At 68.9% G+C, this 17,645-nt stretch carries 14 protein-coding genes; 6 read left to right on the top strand and 8 right to left on the bottom strand.

The features are described 5' to 3' along the window. Positions 1–214 precede the first annotated feature (214 nt). A complete protein-coding gene (gene recQ, locus D7252_RS07385) occupies positions 215–2,299 on the bottom strand; it encodes a DNA helicase RecQ (RefSeq protein WP_120774792.1) in 2,085 nt (694 codons plus the stop codon). Between the two features lie 113 nt (positions 2,300–2,412). Here recQ and D7252_RS07380 point away from each other — a divergent pair, with 113 nt between their 5' ends. Continuing rightward, positions 2,413–2,784, top strand: a complete 372-nt coding sequence (locus D7252_RS07380; RefSeq protein WP_120774791.1) for a GNAT family N-acetyltransferase — start codon at positions 2,413–2,415, stop codon at positions 2,782–2,784. Then, positions 2,781–3,698, top strand: a complete 918-nt coding sequence (locus D7252_RS07375) for a pirin family protein (RefSeq protein ID WP_120774790.1) — start codon at positions 2,781–2,783, stop codon at positions 3,696–3,698. Before D7252_RS07380 ends, D7252_RS07375 begins: the two co-directional genes overlap by 4 nt. Before the next feature lie 60 nt (positions 3,699–3,758). Here D7252_RS07375 and D7252_RS07370 read toward each other — a convergent pair whose 3' ends face one another. The 7 genes from D7252_RS07370 to D7252_RS07340 form a co-directional block, all read right to left on the bottom strand. Further along, positions 3,759–5,210 (bottom strand): cation acetate symporter, encoded by a 1,452-nt coding sequence (locus D7252_RS07370; RefSeq protein ID WP_120774789.1) that lies wholly within the window; start codon positions 5,208–5,210, stop codon positions 3,759–3,761. Beyond that, positions 5,207–5,581, bottom strand: coding sequence for a heavy metal transporter (locus tag D7252_RS07365; protein WP_120774788.1), 375 nt, complete (start codon positions 5,579–5,581; stop codon positions 5,207–5,209). Before D7252_RS07365 ends, D7252_RS07370 begins: the two co-directional genes overlap by 4 nt. Next, positions 5,578–6,297 (bottom strand): LytTR family DNA-binding domain-containing protein, encoded by a 720-nt coding sequence (locus D7252_RS07360; RefSeq protein ID WP_120774787.1) that lies wholly within the window; start codon positions 6,295–6,297, stop codon positions 5,578–5,580. Before D7252_RS07360 ends, D7252_RS07365 begins: the two co-directional genes overlap by 4 nt. 8 nt (positions 6,298–6,305) lie before the next feature. Next, positions 6,306–7,484 (bottom strand): sensor histidine kinase, encoded by a 1,179-nt coding sequence (locus D7252_RS07355; protein ID WP_120774786.1) that lies wholly within the window; start codon positions 7,482–7,484, stop codon positions 6,306–6,308. Positions 7,485–7,599: 115 nt separating this feature from the next. Continuing rightward, entirely contained in the window at positions 7,600–7,833 is a 234-nt protein-coding gene (locus D7252_RS07350) for a YbdD/YjiX family protein (RefSeq protein ID WP_120776859.1), read from the bottom strand. A gap of 10 nt (positions 7,834–7,843) precedes the next feature. Next, a complete protein-coding gene (locus D7252_RS07345; protein WP_120774785.1) occupies positions 7,844–10,132 on the bottom strand; it encodes a carbon starvation CstA family protein in 2,289 nt (762 codons plus the stop codon). A 198-nt stretch (positions 10,133–10,330) separates the two neighbouring features. Further along, entirely contained in the window at positions 10,331–13,381 is a 3,051-nt protein-coding gene (locus D7252_RS07340; protein ID WP_120774784.1) for a S8 family peptidase, read from the bottom strand. Positions 13,382–13,549: 168 nt separating this feature from the next. Here D7252_RS07340 and D7252_RS07335 point away from each other — a divergent pair, with 168 nt between their 5' ends. From D7252_RS07335 to D7252_RS07320, 4 genes are all read left to right on the top strand, one after another. Then, positions 13,550–14,092 (top strand): ECF transporter S component, encoded by a 543-nt coding sequence (locus D7252_RS07335; RefSeq protein WP_120774783.1) that lies wholly within the window; start codon positions 13,550–13,552, stop codon positions 14,090–14,092. Between the two features lie 100 nt (positions 14,093–14,192). Further along, positions 14,193–15,881: an ABC transporter ATP-binding protein gene (locus D7252_RS07330; RefSeq protein ID WP_120774782.1), complete on the top strand. Its 1,689-nt coding sequence runs from the start codon at positions 14,193–14,195 to the stop codon at positions 15,879–15,881. Further along, positions 15,878–16,696, top strand: a complete 819-nt coding sequence (locus D7252_RS07325) for an energy-coupling factor transporter transmembrane component T (RefSeq protein WP_374225763.1) — start codon at positions 15,878–15,880, stop codon at positions 16,694–16,696. The genes D7252_RS07330 and D7252_RS07325 overlap by 4 nt, the downstream gene beginning before the upstream one ends. Before the next feature lie 10 nt (positions 16,697–16,706). Further along, a complete protein-coding gene (locus tag D7252_RS07320; RefSeq protein WP_120774781.1) occupies positions 16,707–17,582 on the top strand; it encodes a siderophore-interacting protein in 876 nt (291 codons plus the stop codon). The last annotated feature ends 63 nt before the right edge of the window (positions 17,583–17,645 follow it).

Here is a 17,645-nt window from a genome sequence, read left to right as displayed (position 1 = left end):
CCGCCACCCGTCCGGTCGCAGTTCTTGCCGCCTCCCGGCCACCAGCCCGGCCGAAAGTGCGACCGGAACCGGGGCCAGGCCGCGCGCGCACCGTCCGGTCGCAGTTCTTGCCGCTTCCCGGCCGCCAGCCCGGCCGAAAGTGCGACCGGAACCGGGGACACCAGCCAGCCCGGCCGAAGTGCGACCGGAGCCCGCGGACACACCCGCGGCGAGCTCAGGCCGCGGCGATCACGGCGAGGACGCCCTCGCCGTACGCCTCGCGCTTCTTCGCTCCGATGCCTGTGATGCCGTCGAGGTCGCCGAGCGATGCCGGACGATGCTCGGCGAGCGCTCGAAGTGTCGCGTCGCCGAACACGATGTAGGCCGGGACGCCCTGCTCGCGAGCGGTTTCGGCACGCCATGCACGCAACGCCTCGAACACACCCCGGTCGCCGGCGTCCAACGCGTCCGCGGCACTGGCCTTGCGTGCGCGCGGCGATGATGTGGGGCGGCCGATCGTGTCTTTTCGCAGCGGCACGGCTGTCTCGCCACGCAGCACTCCCGCTGCCAGTTCGCCGGGAGCGAGGGTGCCGTAGTCGCCCTGAGCGACCAGGATGCCGCGGGCCAGAAGCTGCCGCACGACACTGCGCCAGTCCTGATCGGAGAGATCGGCGCCGATCCCGTAGGTGGCGAGCTTGTCGTGCCCCTGCTGCCGGATGCGCTCGGTCGAGGCGCCACGGAGGATGTCGACGAGATGCCCGGCACCGAACGACTGATTGCGTTCGCGCTTCAATCGCACGATCGTCGACAGCAGCTTCTGCGCCGGCACGAGTCCGTCGAAGGTCTCGATGTCGTCGAGGCACGTGTCGCAGTTGCCGCAGGGCTGTGACTCCTGCCCGAAGTAGCCGAGCAGATTCTGGCGACGACATTCCACCGTCTCGCACAACGCCAGCATCGCGTCGAGATGCTGACCCAACCGCATCTTGAACGTGCGATCGCCAGGACTCTGGTCGATCATGCGGCGCTGCTGCACCACGTCGCCGAGTCCGTACGCCATCCAGGCAACCGAGGGCTCGCCGTCGCGACCTGCGCGGCCGGTCTCCTGGTAGTACCCCTCCACCGACTTCGGCAGGTCGATGTGCGCGACGAAACGGACGTCTGGCTTGTCGATGCCCATGCCGAAAGCGATCGTCGCAACCATCACCACGCCGTCGTCCCGGAGGAAACGCGATTGGTTCGCCGCCCGCACCTCTGCGGGCAGGCCCGCATGGTAGGGCAGCGCGTCGATCCCCTGGGCGGCGAGGTACGTCGCCGTCTGCTCGACGGACTTGCGGCTGAGCGCGTAGACGATGCCCGCGGGCTGCGCGCCGGAATCGGTCGCCGGTGTCTGGGACTTGATGAAGGCGACCAGCTGCTTGCGGGGGTCGACCTTCGGCACGATCCGGTACTGGATGTTCGGCCGGTCGAAGCTCGCCACGAAGTGCTTCGCCGCGTCGAGACGCAGGCGCTCGGTGAGCTCCCGGTGCGTGGCGCGGGTCGCGGTGGCGGTGAGCGCCATGCGCGGCACTCCGGGGAAACGCTCCCCCAGATCGCCGAGCGCCAGATAGTCCGGACGGAAGTCATGACCCCATTGGGACACGCAGTGCGCTTCGTCGATCGCGATGACGCTGAGTGTGCCGCGCTGCAGGAGCGAGGTCGTCTGCGGGCTGGACAGCCGCTCCGGCGCGACGTAGATCAGGTCGAGTTCGCCGGCGATGTAGGACCGCTCGACGCTGCTTCGCTCCTGCGGCGACTGCGTCGAGTTCAGGTACGCGGCTTTCACGCCGTTGGCGCGCAGGGCGTCGACCTGGTCGTGCATCAGTGCGATGAGCGGACTGATCACCAGCCCTGTCCCTTCGCGCACGAGCGCCGGGACCTGGTAGGTGATGCTCTTTCCGGCGCCCGTCGGCATCAGCACGACGGCGTCGCCACCTGCGATCACCTGCTCGACGATCTCAGCCTGATCACTGCGGAACTCGTCATAACCGAAGACCGTGTGCAGCGCGTCGCGAGCAGTCGGGTAGCGGCTGGGCGTGGCTCTCCGCACCGTCCCCACCGAACCCGACGGCTCAACCCCCGTCGGCCCGGACCGCGGCGACACGGGCGTCGTCGGCCCTGGACCCCAGTCGAGCGGGGGTTCGAAGCCTGCGCCCTGCGGTTCCCAATCCAACGGCTCGGGCGGCTCCGCCGGTTCCCAGCCGTCTCCCCACGGTTCATCGGAGTGGCCGTCGACCGGCTCGGGGACCCATCCTTCGTACGGGTCACGGGAAGTCTGCGGCATCCATCCAGCGTAACCATCCCCGCCGACGTCGAGGACGGCTCTCCACACCCCGCCGCCGACCCGCGCGTCGCCGGCGGGCGTAAGTTTGATCCAGGCGCCCTAAGGAGCATCCGATGACCGACATCACCGTCACCCGCAACGACGATGCCTCGAGGTATGAGATCCGCGCGGACGGGGTTCTCGCCGGTTTCGCAGCGTTCGACATCCGCCCCGGGGCGATCCGCTTCATCCATACCGAAGTGGACGAGGCGTTCCAAGGCCAGGGCCTCGCGAGCAGGCTGGCGTTCGATGCGCTGACGGATGCTGCGGCATCGGGCGCCGCGATCGTGCCGCTGTGCCCGTACATCGCGAAGTATCTGGAAACGCACGAGATCGCCGGCGCGGAGATCCGCCGGCGCACGTCGAACGGATCAGCGACATCGACTCATACGGACGCCGCATCCCGGAGCGAGGACGGCTCGACGGCACCGAGCAGCGCGTCATGATCGGGGCTCGCCGGCTCCTGCTGGAACCGCGAGAGGTTCCCCTCGGCGGCGTCCGCGGCATGAGCGTGCTGCGCGCGCTGCCCCATCGCAACCTCCCCACCATCGGCGCCTGGTGCTTCCTCGATCGGTTCGGTCCCGCCGAGACGCGGATGCGCGTCGAGCCGCATCCGCACATCGGCCTGCAGACCGTCACCTGGCCGCTCGTCGGCGAGATCCGCCACCGGGACTCACTCGGCAGCGACGTCGATCTGCGACGAGGTCAGCTCAACCTGATGACCGCCGGCGACGGCATCTCGCACTCGGAGTACTCGGTCGGAGAGGGCCCGGTGCCGCTCGACGCACTGCAGTTCTGGGTGGTGCTGCCCGACTCCGCGCGCCAGGGAGCCGCAGGCTTCGAACGCCACACCGACCTCCCCCGAGTGACGCTCGCCGCCGACGAGGGCGCGGATGCCGCCGCCACCGTCGTCCTCGGCCAGTTCGCCGGCGTGCGCTCGCCTGCGACCGTGCACACTCCCATCGTCGGCGCTGAGATCGCCCTCTCCCCCGGCACACGCGTACGCGTCCCACTGCGCTCGGACTGGGAGCACGCGCTGATGCTCGTCGAAGGCGACGCCGTGGTGTCGGAGCATCCGCTCGAACGCAACGGACTGCTGTACCTCGGCGACTCCCGTGATGAGGTGGAGGTCTCGACAGGCGAGGGTGCAATGCTGTTCCTCCTCGGTGGCGAGCCGTTCGAGGACGAGATCGTGATGTGGTGGAACTTCGCCGGACGCACGCACGAGGAGATCGCCACGGCGCGCGAGGCCTGGGAGGCGGCATCCGCTCGTTTCGGCGAGGTCGTCGGGCACGATCAGCGCATCCCGGCTCCGCCGTTGCCACCCGTGCGGCTCATGCCCCGCAGTCGCAAGATCTGACGCGGTCCCGCCGCACCACGTCCCCACCCGAGGCGCACGCCCGCCTCGCACCCCGACTCCTCAACGCGGCGTATGCACCCTCGCGAGGAAGCGGTCGGTCCGGGGCGACGGCCCCCGCGGATCCCCGATCGAGACGAAGACGGTGACGGCCGCGGCCAACGGGATCGTCCACGCAGCGGGTTGAGCGAGGTAGGGCGCGGCGATCCCGACGCCTCCGATCGCCGCGTGCACGAGGAGAGCAAGGCCGGCCGCGAGCCCGCCGGACAGCATCCCGGCCACGGCTCCTCGCGCGGTGAGTCCTCGCCACCAGACTCCGAGCAGCACGACCGGCGAAAGCGTCGACGCCGCCACCACGAACACCACGCCGACGCTCGATCCGAGTCCCGCGGGAGCGGTGAGGAGCGCGACGACGAGAGGAACGATCGCGCAGAGGACGGCCGACAATCGGAACGATCGAACCGAGCCGGAGAAGACGTCCTGGCTGATGACCCCGGCGAGGGAGACGACCAGGCCCGCCGAGGTCGCGAGGAACGCCGCGAAGGCACCGGCGACGATGAGCGCCGTGAGCAGCTCCCCGAACATCCCGGGGAAGACGCGGGAGGGCAGCTGCAGCACGACGGTGTCCGCGATGCCGGGAACGGCGAGATCGGGGGCGGCGATGCGAGCGAGCAGTCCCATCGTGCTCGACACCGCGTAGAAAGCGCTGACCATCGCGATGACGATGACTGTCGTCCGTCGCGCGGAAGCTCCTGTCGGGCTGGTGTAGAACCGCACCAGGACATGCGGCAGACCCATCGTTCCGAGCAGCAGCGCGAGCAGCAGGGATGCCGTCTCGTAGGCATCGAACCCCGACGGTCCTGCTTCGGCGGGGAACACCAGGGCAGGGTCGAAGGGATGCGGGCCGCCGCTCAACGCGAATGCGATGCACACGACCGGCACGAGAAGGGCGGTGAGTTTGAGCCAGTACTGGAACGCCTGGACGTAGGTGATCGCTCGCATTCCGCCGGCAGCCACCGCACCGGCCACGAGCACAGCGACCGTCACGGCTCCGACCCACTGGGGGAGACCAGCCACGGCGAGCAGCGTGATGCCGGCGCCGTGCAGCTGCGGCACGATGTAGAGCCAGCCGATGATGAGCACGGCGAGGCTGGTGACGCGTCGCGCGGCGGTCGACTCCAATCGCGCTTCGATGAAGTCGGGAATCGTGTAGGCGCCGCTGCGCCGCAGGGGCGCCGCCACGAACGCGAGCACCAGGAGATAGCCGGCCGCGTAGCCGATCGGGAACCAGAAGCCACGGGCGCCGTCGAGCAGCACGATGCCGGCGAGCCCGAGGAAGGTGCCGGCGGAAAGATACTCGCCGCTGATCGCTGAGGCGTTCCACACCGGACGCACTGTGCGCGAGGCGACGAAGAAATCTCCCGTCGTACGCGAGATGCGCAGCCCGTACACGCCGATGAGCAGGGTCGCGATCACGACGAGGGCGACGCCGACCAGATCCATCGCCGCATTCATTCGCGGTCCCGCAGCGCCCGATAGCGGCGTTCGTTACGCGCGGCAGTCCGCACGAACAGCACGGCGAAGACGAGGATGACCGGGTAGAACGCATACGCCTGCAACAGCCACGAGAGGGGCACGCCCCACACGACGACCAGCCCGATCTCGGGGATCAGTGCGATGGCGAGCGTCATCGTGATCACCACCACCACGAACCCGGCGACAGTGCCGAGCGCCAGACGAAACTGACTGCGCATGAGGGCCCTGGCGTACACGGCATCCGCCTCATCGACCGGCGAACCCGGCAGTGCGATGCCGCGGGTGAACGCAGACGGACGCCGGGCAGGCAGGTCTGACGTCACTCGCACGCGTCGTGGCCTCTCGGTCATCCGGTTGCCTCGCCGCGCACGAGAGCTTCGCGCACCGCCGGGACCAGCCGACGGCTGACCGCGAGCGTCAGGTCGCCCAGCGAGACGGAGGGGTCCGAGCCGGAGAGACGCGCCTGGGTCACGGCCGCCGTGCGGACCAGCGAAGAGCGATGGATGCGGAGGAACCCGGCATCCGTCCATCGCGCTTCCAGTTCGGAGATCGGGATGCGCACGAGATGACCGGCCCCCTCGCCGGTGTGCAACCGCGAGTAGTCTCCCTGCGCTTGAACCCAGAGCACGTCGGCCCGCCGCACGAAGCGCACCGCCGATCCGACAGTGACGGGGAGGATTTCGTCGTCCCCCGATGGCGCCGCGTCGGCGAGTTCGACGGCCCGATCGACGGCGCGACGCAATCGGTCCGCACGCACCGGCTTGAGCAGATAGTCCGCGGCACGCAACTCGAAAGCTTCCACGGCCCGGGCTTCGTCGGCGGTCACGAAGACGACGACCGGTGGCCGGGAGAGCGAGAGCAGTGCGCGCGCCAGCTCGGTACCCGTGAGACCGGGCATGTGGATGTCGAGGAAAGCGATCTGCACGACGCGCGCTGACAGGACGCGGAGCGCCTCCGCGCCGCTGCCCGCGGTCAAGATCTCCCCGATCCGCGCATCCGCGCGAAGGAGATGGACGAGTTCGTCGAGTGCGGGCTTCTCATCGTCAGCGACGAGGACGTCGATCATGGGCGGCCTCAGTCGTTGTCCGGGTCGTGCATCGGCTGTGATTTCGGGACCCGCATGCGCACCAGGGTACCGGCGCCCGTATTGGTCTCGACGACCAGCGCGCCCTCGGATCCGTAGAGCTGACGCAGGCGCGTGTCGACGTTGCGGAGACCGACGTGCAGCCCGTCATCGACGGCGGTCAGCGTCGAACGGAGGCTCTCCGGATCCATTCCGACCCCGTCGTCCTCCACCGTGATGTCGGTGTGGGTGCCGTCGTCGCGCGACACGATGCGGATCTCACCGCCGCCTTCCCCGGGCTCGAGACCGTGCCGCACCGCATTCTCCACGAGCGGCTGCACCGAGAGGAACGGAATGACGGTCGAGAGCGTCTCCGGCGCGATCTGCAGGGTGACCTTCAGTCGTTCGCCGAAGCGCGCCCGCTCGAGTTCGAGATACGAGCGGATGCTGCCCAGCTCCTCCGCGAGCGTCGTGAACTCACCCTGCCGCCGGAACGAATACCGGGTGAAGTCCGCGAACTCCAGAACGAGCTTCCGCGCGCGGGCGGGGTCGGTGAGGATGAACGACGCGATGGCCGTGAGCGCGTTGTAGATGAAGTGCGGGGAGATCTGCGCTCGAAGCGATCGCAGCTCCGCCTCGGCCAACTGAGTCCGCGAGGCGTCGAGCCCGCCGAGCTCCACCTGCGCCGCGCACCAGTCGGCGACCTCTTCGGCAGCGCGCACCAGGGCGGCCCGCACGGGGGCGGCGAAGGCGACCACGACACCCACGATCTGACCGTCGACACGGATGGGTGCCCCGACGCCTTCGAGGTGGTCGGAGGCCTCCGGCGAGGGGAAGACCTGACGCCGACCGGATGCCGTGACACGCTCTGCGATACGGATGGCTGCCGGTTCCATCCCGTCGGATCCGTCGGATGACACCGTCCCGTCGGCACTCACGATCGCCACGGCGGCGCTGCCCAGCAGCACCCGAAGGTGGCGAGCGGCCTTCACGACATCGGGTGCGGCGAGACCGGCCCGCAGGTGCGGAGCGGCCAGACTCGCGTGATGGAGAGCGGCGAGCGCCGCCTGTTCTGCTTCGCTGCCCAGGTCGGTGGTGCCGCGCGCCAGTCGTCGGGCGAGCAGCAGCAGAACCGTCAGGACGATCCCGCCGAGCACACCCAGCACCGCAGCGAGAACGACGTCGGTCATGCCCTCAGCCTAGGACTGGGCTTCGCCAGGCACGTCTGCGGCCGAAGCCCACTCCTGCGGCCCGATTCGGCGGGAAAGGCCGCCGAACATGCGACAGGCCGCAGAAGTTCCGGCCTCAGCAGCAACGAGCGCCCGGGTTGCGGTCCTGGTCGTCCATGCGCTGCCGCCAGAACTGGCGCTCCGTCATCGGCTCCTCGTCCGGATGCTGGCGGTGGTGATGGGCGACATACGTCGCGTAGGCGCTGTCGCCCATCAGATTCGTCATGTACCAGCGGATGCCGCGGCCCACCCGCCCCGCGGCGCCGAACAGCGCACGCAGGGGGGTGGTCGCAGCATCCGCCTTGGTCATCATCGCGTTCTCATCCATGGGCCGACGTCTTGCGGTCGGCTGTGAGGATCGGCTCCCACTCCTTCTCGAGATCGCGCTCCGCGGCCGATGGCAGGAAGCCCGCGGGAGCGAAGCGACGCGATGCCACCGGCTCGTCCTCGGTGTTGTCACCCCCGCCGTTGCGGATGGCCCGGATCGTGACGATCACGGCTGCGACCATCACGATGATCGCGAGCGTGACGAAGATGATCGACAGCGTGCCTTGGACGGCCGTGTTGCGGATGACCGCGTCGAGCACCTCCGGAGCGCCGAGCGACGTGTCACCCGTGTCGCGGGCTTCGACGTAGCGGAAGTGATTGGCCCAGTAGCCGATCGCCGGGACGGGCGAGGCGATCTTGTACAGCGAGGCCGTGATCGTCACGACGGCGGTGAAGGCGAGCGGCGCGGCGATGATCCACAGCCACCTGAAGTAGCTCCGCCCGCGCTTCGCGACGATCGCCAGCACCACGGCGAGCGCGATCGCGGCGAGCAGCTGGTTCGCGATCCCGAACAGCGGGAAGAAGGTGTTGATGCCGCCGAGCGGGTCGGTCACGCCGAGGATGAGGATCGCTCCCCAGCCCGCCACCATGATGGCGGTGCAGATCCAGACGCCGGGGCGCCAGGAGACGTCACGGAACTTCGGGAACCAGGCGCCGATCGAGTCCTGCAGCATGAAGCGCGCGACGCGGGTTCCGGCATCCACCGCGGTGAGGATGAACAGCGCCTCGAACATGATCGCGAAGTGGTACCAGAACGCCATGAGCGCCTGACCGCCCAGGGCCTGCTGCATGATGTTCGCGAGTCCGAGAGCGAGGGTCGGGGCGCCGCCGGTTCGGGACACGATCGACTCCTCGCCCACGGCATCCGCCGTGCCGGTGAGCATCTCCGGTGTGAGGTTCACCCCCGTGAGCCCCAGGGAGTTCACGAACGCCACGGCGCCCTCGACCGTCCCGCCTGTCGCTGCCGCCGGCGCGTTCATCGCGAAGTAGATGCCTTGGTCGATCGAGATCGCGGCCACCAGCGCCATGATCGCGACGAACGACTCCATGAGCATGCCGCCGTAGCCGATGAAGCGCGTCTGCCGTTCCTTCTCGATGAGCTTGGGAGTGGTGCCCGATGCGATCAGAGCATGGAAGCCCGACAACGCCCCGCACGCGATCGTGACGAACAGGAACGGGAAGAGAGGCCCGGCGAACACCGGTCCCATTCCGTTCTCGCCGAAGATGCTGACGGCGGGGACCGTGATCTCCGGACGTACCAGGATGATCGCTCCGGCGAGCATCACGATCACACCGATCTTCATGAACGTCGACAGGTAGTCGCGCGGTGCCAGCAGCAGCCAGACGGGGAGCACGGCGGCGATGAACCCGTAGATGATGATGCCCCAGGCGATCGTGGTGCGGTCGAGGTGGAAGATCGCTTGACCCCACTCGGTGCCCGCGACCCAGCCGCCGCCGATGATCGCGGCCATCAGCAGCGCGAACCCGATGATCGAGACCTCGGTGACCTTGCCGGGTCGCAGGAATCGCAGGTAGACACCCATGAAGATGGCGATCGGGATGGTCATCGCCACCGAGAAGACGCCCCACGGGCTCTCCCCCAGCGCGTTCACGACGACCAGCGCGAGGATCGCGACGATGATGAGCATGATCAGCAGGGAGGCGATGATCGCCGCCGTCCCGCCGATGCGGCCGAGTTTCTGCCGTGCCATCTGACCGATCGTGCGACCGCCGCGGCGCATCGAGAAGAAGAGGACCGTGTAGTCCTGCACGGCGCCCGCGAGCACGACGCCCACGATGATCCAGATCGTTCCGGGGAGGTAGCCCATCTGCGCGGCGAGCACAGGTCCGACGAGCGGACCGGCCCCGGCGATGGCGGCGAAGTGGTGACCGTAGAGCACCCGACGGTCGGTGGGGACGTAGTCCTTGCCGTCCTGTTTGACCTCGGCGGGCGTCGCGCGGCGGTCGTCCGGTCGGGTGATGTACTTCTCGATCACCTTCGAGTAGAAGCGGTAGCCGATGAGGTACGTGCAGACGGCCGCGAACACGAACCAGATCGCGTTCACGGTCTCACCGCGGACGATGGCGAGCATCGTCCAGGCGACAGCGCCCAACAGCGCGATGGCCGCCCAGATGAGGATCTTCGGCCAGGTCCAACGTTCGGCGTTCTCCCGGTGCTCGTCGCTCAGGGCGACTGCGGGGAGGTCGGGGTCGGTGGCGAGGGGGGTTCTGCCGTCGGCGAGTCCGTCGACGTCGCGGCGGCGCGACGAGGGTGCGGTCATGGGGTTCTCCTCAGGATGCGCATCATTGCGTTCCCCCACGATAGAAAGCTGCTCCGGCCCTCCGCGACCACCGTGGCGGATGCTGCGACGAGCGGCGCGGTCAACGCGACGAACGGTCCGACCGGCGCTCCGTCCGGCTCGCTCCGCTCGCTCGACGACCGTTTCCGGTCGCCGAGCGAGCGAGACGAAACGCCGCGATTATCCGGCGTCGACGGTGACGATCGTCCGGACCGCCGAGTCGCCGTACTGCACGAGCCCGAGGTAGCGGGTGCCGGCAGTGAGGCCGGACCAGCTGAGCTCGTAGCTCGTCTGCTCCCCGCGCATCACGGGGAGAGGGTTCGGCGTCGCCGCGAACGCCCCCTCACCCTCGGGCAGCACGTTGGCGTAGGTCATGTCCCATGTCATGGGGCCCGTCGTCGAGTACATGTTGGCGACGACGAGGTACGTGCCGGCGGTCGGCGCGGGGATCGTGACCTGCTCGTCCGCGGAGGCGGTCGCCGACTGCCACCGCTCGTAGTACCTCAGGTCATCCGCGCTCACCACCCGGTACACGGACAGGTCGAGGTCGCTGCCCTCGTCATCCGACGAGTCGAGATCGAACCGGGAGAGCGTCGTTCCTTCCGGCACGGTCACGACCCACGACACGTCCTTGTTCTCGTCTCCCGAGGTCTCGTCACCCGAGTGCCCCTCGACCGGGTTGTCCGGATCGGCGAGCAGTTCGAACGGCGTGAGACCGGATAGGCCGAGCGGGAGCTCGCCGTCGAGACCGGGGGTGATCTCGACGGTGGCATTGCCGTCCACGCCGGTGCCGGCGACCTCTGCCGGAGCATCCGCGGTCACCGGGAACACCGCGATCGGTGTGCGCACCGTGTTCTCGGCGCTCTTCCAGGTCAGCGAACCGGTCGCCCATTCCTCGACGGGCGCGCTGGCGTTGTCGAAGGTGACCGTGAACGACTTCGTCTGCCCCGGTGCGTCGAAGGACAGCGTGGCCGGCTCGACCGTCACGTTCACGCCCGGCACCTCCGCCGCCGCCGTGAACGTCCCCGCCTCCGTGGAGGTCACGGAACGGGTGACGGTCTGGGCGCTGGCGAGTGATCCGATCGAGAAGGAGGCCTGGTTGAGATCGCTGCCGTCGATGGGCTCGACGCCGTTGAACTCCGCCAGCCCCTTGCCTTCGAGGAACGCCGCCCAATCTGCGACTCCGTTGAGGTACAGCAGACCCGGGTTGAGGTAGCGCTTCGGATCGACGTGACCGGCGCCCTGCTCGAACGGGTCGGTGTTCGCCGACCCGTCGGCGAGGACGGTGTCGTACGCGGTGGTCATCATCGCGGACTTCACCTCCGCCGGTGTCGCGTTCGGACGCTCCCCGAGATACAGGGCGCCGAGCCCTGCGACGTGCGGGGATGACATCGAGGTCCCGGAGAGGATGCCGAATGTCGGGTCCTCACCCGGAGCGTTGTGCGTCGCCGCGAGGATCGCGACACCGGGAGCGGAGACGTCGGGCTTGAGCACGTCGCTGCCGTCTGCGAGCATCGGTCCACGGCTCGAGAAGCCCGCGATCTGCGGAGTCGGCGTGGTCACGCCCGTCGTGTTCTCGCCGACGAGGGTGATGGGCCGGTCAGTACCGCCCTGCACGTACGCCAGGACGGCCTCGCGGTGCACAGCGTTAAGGTGCACGGTCGGCACCGCGTGGAAGTCGTTGTCCAGCGAGTCGGCCTCGCCGGGAACGTTCACGAGGACCATGCCGATGCCGCCGGCATCCTTCACGACCTGCGACTTCTCTGCTCGAGCGTTGCCGCCGCGATCGCAGACGACGATGTGGCCGGTGACCTTGGCCGGGTCGAGGGAGCCCGGAGTGCAGAGACGCGGATCGACCGCGCCGGCTGCGGCGGCATCCGCCGCGTAGATCGAAGGTCCGGTGACGGTCTCGCCGAAGGGCACGCTCACCGAGGCGCCCGCCTGCTCGAACCCGTCGAACTGCACCGTGCCCTCCCAGGTGGGGACGGTCGAGGCGGCGACGGTCGTGTACCAGGGTGAGGCGTGGTCGGCGGTGACCGGGTCGGGTCCGTCGTTGCCGGCACTGGTGGCCACGAAGACGCCTGCGGCCGCGGCGTTGAAGAACGCGATGTCCTCCGGGGCGAGCACGGTCTTGGCCGCACCCCCTCCGATCGAGTAGTTGATCACGTCGACTCCGTCGGCGACGGCCTGGTCGATCGCCGCGACGAGGTCGCTCAATGCACAGATGTCATCGTCGGTCACGGCGTCGTCGGGCCCGACGTAGCAGGCCTTGTAGGCCGCGACCTTGGCGCCGGGTGCGACGCCGGACACGGTGCCGAACTCGACTCCGCCGACGGATGCTTCCACACCGAAGTTCCCGGCCGCGGTGCTCGCGGTGTGCGAACCGTGATCATCGCCGTCACGCGGCGAAAGGTAGTCGTACTGGAAGTCGAAGCCTGCCGCCTCGGCGCCGGCGAAGAAGTGCCGGGCGCCGATGAGCTTGGACGAGTAGTCGCTCTTGTCCCATTCCTGGCCCTCGATCATCGCTGCCTGGAACTGCCCGCCGTCGGACTTGTCGAAGAACACCGAGGTGCCGTCGGTGTACGGCTGGCTCCCCTTGTGCCGGTTGGGCTGCTTCTTCTGCTTCTTGAGCTTCTTGCCCTCGAACGACGGATGCTCGGGCGCGATGCCCGTGTCGATGACGCCGACGACGACGCCCTCGCCGGCCTTGTCGACCCCGCCGGTCTGCTGCCAGACGCCGCCGCGGCCCTTGCGGTCGTCGCCGAGGCCGAGGAAGTCGGTCGACGTCTGCGCGTCGGGGTGGCGGACCTCGTCCGGGAAGACGGCGTACACGTCCTTCGAGGCACGCAGCCGGTCGACCTGGTCGCCGGTGAGGTCGGCACTGAACCCGTTGAGTGCGACCTGGTACGTGGTGTCGGGAGTCACGCCCACCTTCGTGGCGAGGTCGGTCTGCTTCGTCTGCAGGTGCTTGACGTAGCGTCGCGAGTCCTCGGACTGGGTCTCGAGCTGCTCACCCTCCGCGGGCTTGGTGGCCTTGAGTCCTTTGACGTCACCTTCGTAGCTGGCGAGCGGGTCGGACTTCATGACCACGATGTAATGGCCCGGCGTGCCGGCGACGGGTGCCGGATGCGTCGCCGTTTCGGCGTCCGCGTAGCCCGCGGCGGCTGTCGATGCGATGAACAGCGTGGCCAGGGTGGCGGCCGCTGCCAATCGGAGGGGTGTTCGACCCATGTGCTTCTCCCGATGATCGGGGTGCGACGGCGTTGCCGCACCACGGCTGAAAATAGTCCGCGTTCGCGGACGACACCATATGCAGCGACGAAACCTAGACGAACGGCCAGGGGGGTGACTTTCGTCGACCTCGGCGCCCGCCCGCAGCCCCGCAACTAGGCTGGAACCGTGGCCCGAACTCCCGTCCTGTCAACCAGAACCCTCCTGGTCTGTGCAGCGATCGGCGTCGCCACCGGCATCGTCGGCGGCATCGCCGGGTGGGTCACGATCCCGGTCCTCGCGGGCCCCGCGTTCCTCTACGGGATCGTCCTCGGCTCGCACGTGCTCCCCGGAATCATCGCGCAGGAGGTGCTGCGTCGACCCCTCGTCGCGCTGATCAGCCATGTGCTCGCGGCGTTGGTGGCGAGCGCTTTCAACCCGGCATGGTCCCTTCGCTTCCTGGGCACCGCGCTGCTCTTCGGCGCGATCCAGGAGGGCGTCGCCGCCCTGACCCGTTACCGGTCTTGGGGTGCCTGGCGTTTCTTCGTCTCGGCCGCCGCGATCGGTGTCGTCGTCGCGATCGTCGTGTTCTTCGCTGCGCATCTGAGCACGATGCCCCTCTGGGCACAGGTTCTGTATCTGGCGATCTCGGTGCTCGGCCCGATCGCCTGGACAGCCGTCGGTCTGGCTGTCGGCACAGCGCTCACCCGCGCGGGAGTGGCTCGCCGCTGACCGCTCCGACTCCTGTGCATGCGCTCTTCGGTGCGGATGGCAAATCAGGTAAGGCTCAGCTAAGTTGAGAGGGTCCGATCCCCGACCTCTGGACTTCGCCGTGCGCCCATCCGCGCCCCTGCTCAGCGTGCGTGAGTTGTCTCTCACCCACGTGGATGCTGCGCGCCCGTCACCCCGCGACGTCACTTTCGACATCGAGCCCGGTGAGGTCGTCCTCCTCCTCGGCCCGTCGGGTTCGGGCAAGTCGACGCTCACGCTCGCGCTGAACGGGCTCATCCCGCACGCTCTCCCCGCCGCCATGACCGGCACGGTCGAGGCGGGAGGCCTCGACACCGCGACGACGCTCCCGGCGACGCTGAGCACGCATGTCGGGATGGTCTTCCAGGATCCGGATGCACAGATCGTCACCGGCAGCGTCTACGACGAAGTCGCGTTCGGGCCGGAGAACCTCCTGCTCCCCCTCGACGAGGTCCGATCCCGGGTGGAGGACGCGCTTCGGCGGGTCGCGCTCTGGGATCGCCGCGACGAGAATCCCGACCACCTCTCCGGCGGCGGGCGACAGCGCCTCGCAATCGCGTGTGCGCTCGCGATGGGATCGCCGCTGATCGTGCTCGACGAACCGACCGCGAACCTCGATCCGCAAGGGATCGACGATGTCTACGCCGCACTCGCGGATGTGGTCGCGACGGGAGACCGCGCCATCCTGCTCGTCGAGCACAACCTCGACGCCGCGATGAGCTTCGTCACGCGGACGATCGTGCTCGACCGTGGGGGCCGCGTGGCCTTCGACGGAGCGGCGGGCGAGGTGATCCGCGAGAATGCCGACGACCTCGTCCGGATGGGTGTCTGGCTCCCCGCAGCGACCTTGGCGGCGCTGAGGTTGCAGGCCGGGGGCCACCGTTTCGATCCTCTGCCACTCTCGCCGGAGGAACTCGCCGCCCAGCTCACACCCCCCACCCGTTCGCCCCGCGAGGTGCGAAACACCGACCCGAAACGCCCGGCCGCGCCCTCATCCTCCGCCCTCCCCCTCATCCGCGCTCGCGCTCGCGGGCTGACGGTACGCCGACGGAACACCCCGATCCTGCACGGCATCGATCTCGACATCGAGGCAGGCAGCCTGACCGCGATCATCGGCGCCAACGGGGCAGGCAAGACCACGCTCATCCAGGCTCTCGCCGGAGTGGTCCCTCCGCCGAAGGGGCAGGTCAGCATCGACGGCATCGACCCCGGGGCGGCATCGCCGCGCGACCTCGCTGCGCGGATCGGGTTCGTCTTCCAGAACCCGGAGCACCAGTTCATCGCCCACACCGTCTTCGATGAACTCGCGCATGGGCTGCGGCTGCGCAAGACTCCGGATGCCGAGATCACGTCGCGCGTCGAAGAGATGCTGATCCGGTTCGGACTCGAGCACAAGGCCACGGTGCATCCCTTCCTGCTCTCCGGAGGCGAAAAGCGTCGCCTGTCCGTCGGAACCGCGCTGATCACGCGCCCCCGGGTACTCGCCCTCGACGAGCCCACGTTCGGGCAGGATCGTGCCAGAGCAACCGAACTCCTCGATCTGCTGGAGAGTCTGCGCACCGAGGGTACGACGATCGTGATCGTGACCCACGACCTGCAGCTCGTCGCGGAGCACACCACCCACACGATCGTGCTGGCTGCCGGGCGCGTGCATGCCGCGGGTCCGACCTCGGAGCTGTTCCAGGACGAGGACCTGCTCGCGGGGGCGGGACTGCGTCTTCCCCCGCTGCAGCGCGTGCTGGCATCCGCAGGCAGGGAGGTCACGCCGTGACGACCGTCACCATCGACCCGTACGCATCGATGACGGTGACCTCTCGTCACCAGTTCCTGTACGCGTTGAACCCGCTCGCGAAGATCATCGGCTTCGCACCGGCGATGATCGTCCTCGTATTCGTGCGAGATCTCACCACGCCGGCAGTGTTCCTGCTGCTGGCGTATGCCATCATCCTGATCGGCGCCCGACTGACTGCCCGCCTCCTCGCCCTGCTGCTGCTCGCCCTGCCGATCGGGATGCTGGCCATCGGCATCGGCTTCTCCCTCTGGGTCGACGCGAGCCTGGTCGCTGAGAGCCCGGCGATCGTCCGGATCGGCACGTGGACCCTGTACGCGGGAGCGCTGGAGATCGGCTTCGCGACGGCGCTGCGGCTGGGATCGATCGTCGCCCTCGCGCTCATCGGAGGGCTCACCACGACCGGCCCCGACCTCGTCCGGGCCAGCGTGCAGCAGGTGCGGGTGCCCTATCGAATCGGCTACACCGCCCTCGCGGCCTTCCGGTTCGTCCCCCGCTTCGGCCATGAGCTCGCCGTCATCCGCGCGGCGCACCGCGTGCGCGGGCACCACGGCGGCCGGGGGCCGTTCGCACGCATCGCGCGGGGGTGGGGGTACATCGTGCCGCTGCTCGCCGGGGCCATCCGCCACGCCGAGCGCGTCGCCCTCGCGATGGACTCTCGCGCTTTCGGCGCGCACGCGACGCGCACCGAGCGCCACCTCGTGCCCTTCCGCGTGCGGGACGCCGTCTTCACCGTGTCGAGCTTCGCGACATCCGTCGTGATCCTCGTCGCATTCTTCCCCTGGCAGCTCCCCTGAAAGGCGCCCCATGGCATACAGCAAACTGGTCAAACCCGAATCGTCGGATCTCCTCCATCTGACGGTCGTGCGCAGCGAACGGCTCTCCGCGCACTGGGCACGGGTGACACTCGGCGGTGGCGACATCGCGAAGTTCCGCCCGATGGGCTTCGATCAATGGTTCCGACTGTTCCTGCCCGTCGGGGGTGATGCGGGCCTCGACCGGGTCCCCGCGAAGGCCAACAAGATGTTCGGCTACCTCAAGTTCTTGCGCATTCCCGAGGGCGAGCGTCCGGTGATGCGCAACTACACGGTGCGCGCCTACCGGCCCGCGACCGCGACGGCCGGCGCCGAGATCGATGTCGACTTCTTCCTGCACGGCTCGGCCGCAGACGGAACCGCGGGCCCGGCATCGCGCTGGGCGGAGACGTGCCAGCCCGGTGAACACGTCCTCATCATCGATGAGGGGCTCACCTTCAACCCGCAGCGGGGAACCGAACGCGTGCTACTCGCCGGCGATGAGACCGCCCTGCCCGCGATCGCCTCGATCTGCGCCTCGCTGCCGACGGATGCTGTGGGCACGGCGATCATCGAGGTGCCGTCCGAGGAAGATGCGCAGGAGTTCCGCCATCCGTCGGGCATCGCGGTCGTCTGGATCGTCCGGCCGCAGGACGTCGTTCCCGGCTCGCTCGCCCTCGAGACGCTGAGCCGGACTCCTCTGCCGGGGGCTCCGTTCCACGCCTATGCGGCGGGCGAGCAGGCCCTCGCATCGGGGGCGCGCAAGCTCCTCGTCGGCGAACGGGGAGTCGACAAGCACGCAGTGAGCTTCTGCGGCTACTGGAAGAGCGGTGCGGCGGCGCCCGCATCGAAGTCCGCTCGCGAGATCGCGGCGGAGCCCTCGGCATGAGCCGGTCGGGTGCCGCGGGCGAATCGATGCCGACGGACACTCGCAGCGACGCCCGGGCCGATA

It is taken from the genome of Microbacterium sp. CGR2 (genome assembly GCF_003626735.1).
Lineage (GTDB): Bacteria > Actinomycetota > Actinomycetes > Actinomycetales > Microbacteriaceae > Microbacterium.
The sequence above is the reverse complement of the archived record's forward strand: the minus strand, read 5'-3'. Positions and strand labels throughout refer to the sequence as shown.

Excerpts from the sequence above, each read along its gene's own strand:
- D7252_RS07375 (WP_120774790.1), top strand. The coding sequence starts at position 2,781 with ATGATCGGGGCTCGCCGGCTCCTGCTGGAACCGCGAGAGGTTCCCCTC.
- D7252_RS07350 (WP_120776859.1), bottom strand. The coding sequence starts at position 7,833 with ATGACCAAGGCGGATGCTGCGACCACCCCCCTGCGTGCGCTGTTCGGC.
- D7252_RS07370 (WP_120774789.1), bottom strand. The coding sequence starts at position 5,210 with ATGAATGCGGCGATGGATCTGGTCGGCGTCGCCCTCGTCGTGATCGCG.
- D7252_RS07340 (WP_120774784.1), bottom strand. The coding sequence starts at position 13,381 with ATGGGTCGAACACCCCTCCGATTGGCAGCGGCCGCCACCCTGGCCACG.
- D7252_RS07365 (WP_120774788.1), bottom strand. The coding sequence starts at position 5,581 with ATGACCGAGAGGCCACGACGCGTGCGAGTGACGTCAGACCTGCCTGCC.
- recQ (WP_120774792.1), bottom strand. The coding sequence starts at position 2,299 with ATGCCGCAGACTTCCCGTGACCCGTACGAAGGATGGGTCCCCGAGCCG.
- D7252_RS07360 (WP_120774787.1), bottom strand. The coding sequence starts at position 6,297 with ATGATCGACGTCCTCGTCGCTGACGATGAGAAGCCCGCACTCGACGAA.
- D7252_RS07320 (WP_120774781.1), top strand. The coding sequence starts at position 16,707 with ATGGCATACAGCAAACTGGTCAAACCCGAATCGTCGGATCTCCTCCAT.
- D7252_RS07345 (WP_120774785.1), bottom strand. The coding sequence starts at position 10,132 with ATGACCGCACCCTCGTCGCGCCGCCGCGACGTCGACGGACTCGCCGAC.
- D7252_RS07380 (WP_120774791.1), top strand. The coding sequence starts at position 2,413 with ATGACCGACATCACCGTCACCCGCAACGACGATGCCTCGAGGTATGAG.
- D7252_RS07355 (WP_120774786.1), bottom strand. The coding sequence starts at position 7,484 with ATGACCGACGTCGTTCTCGCTGCGGTGCTGGGTGTGCTCGGCGGGATC.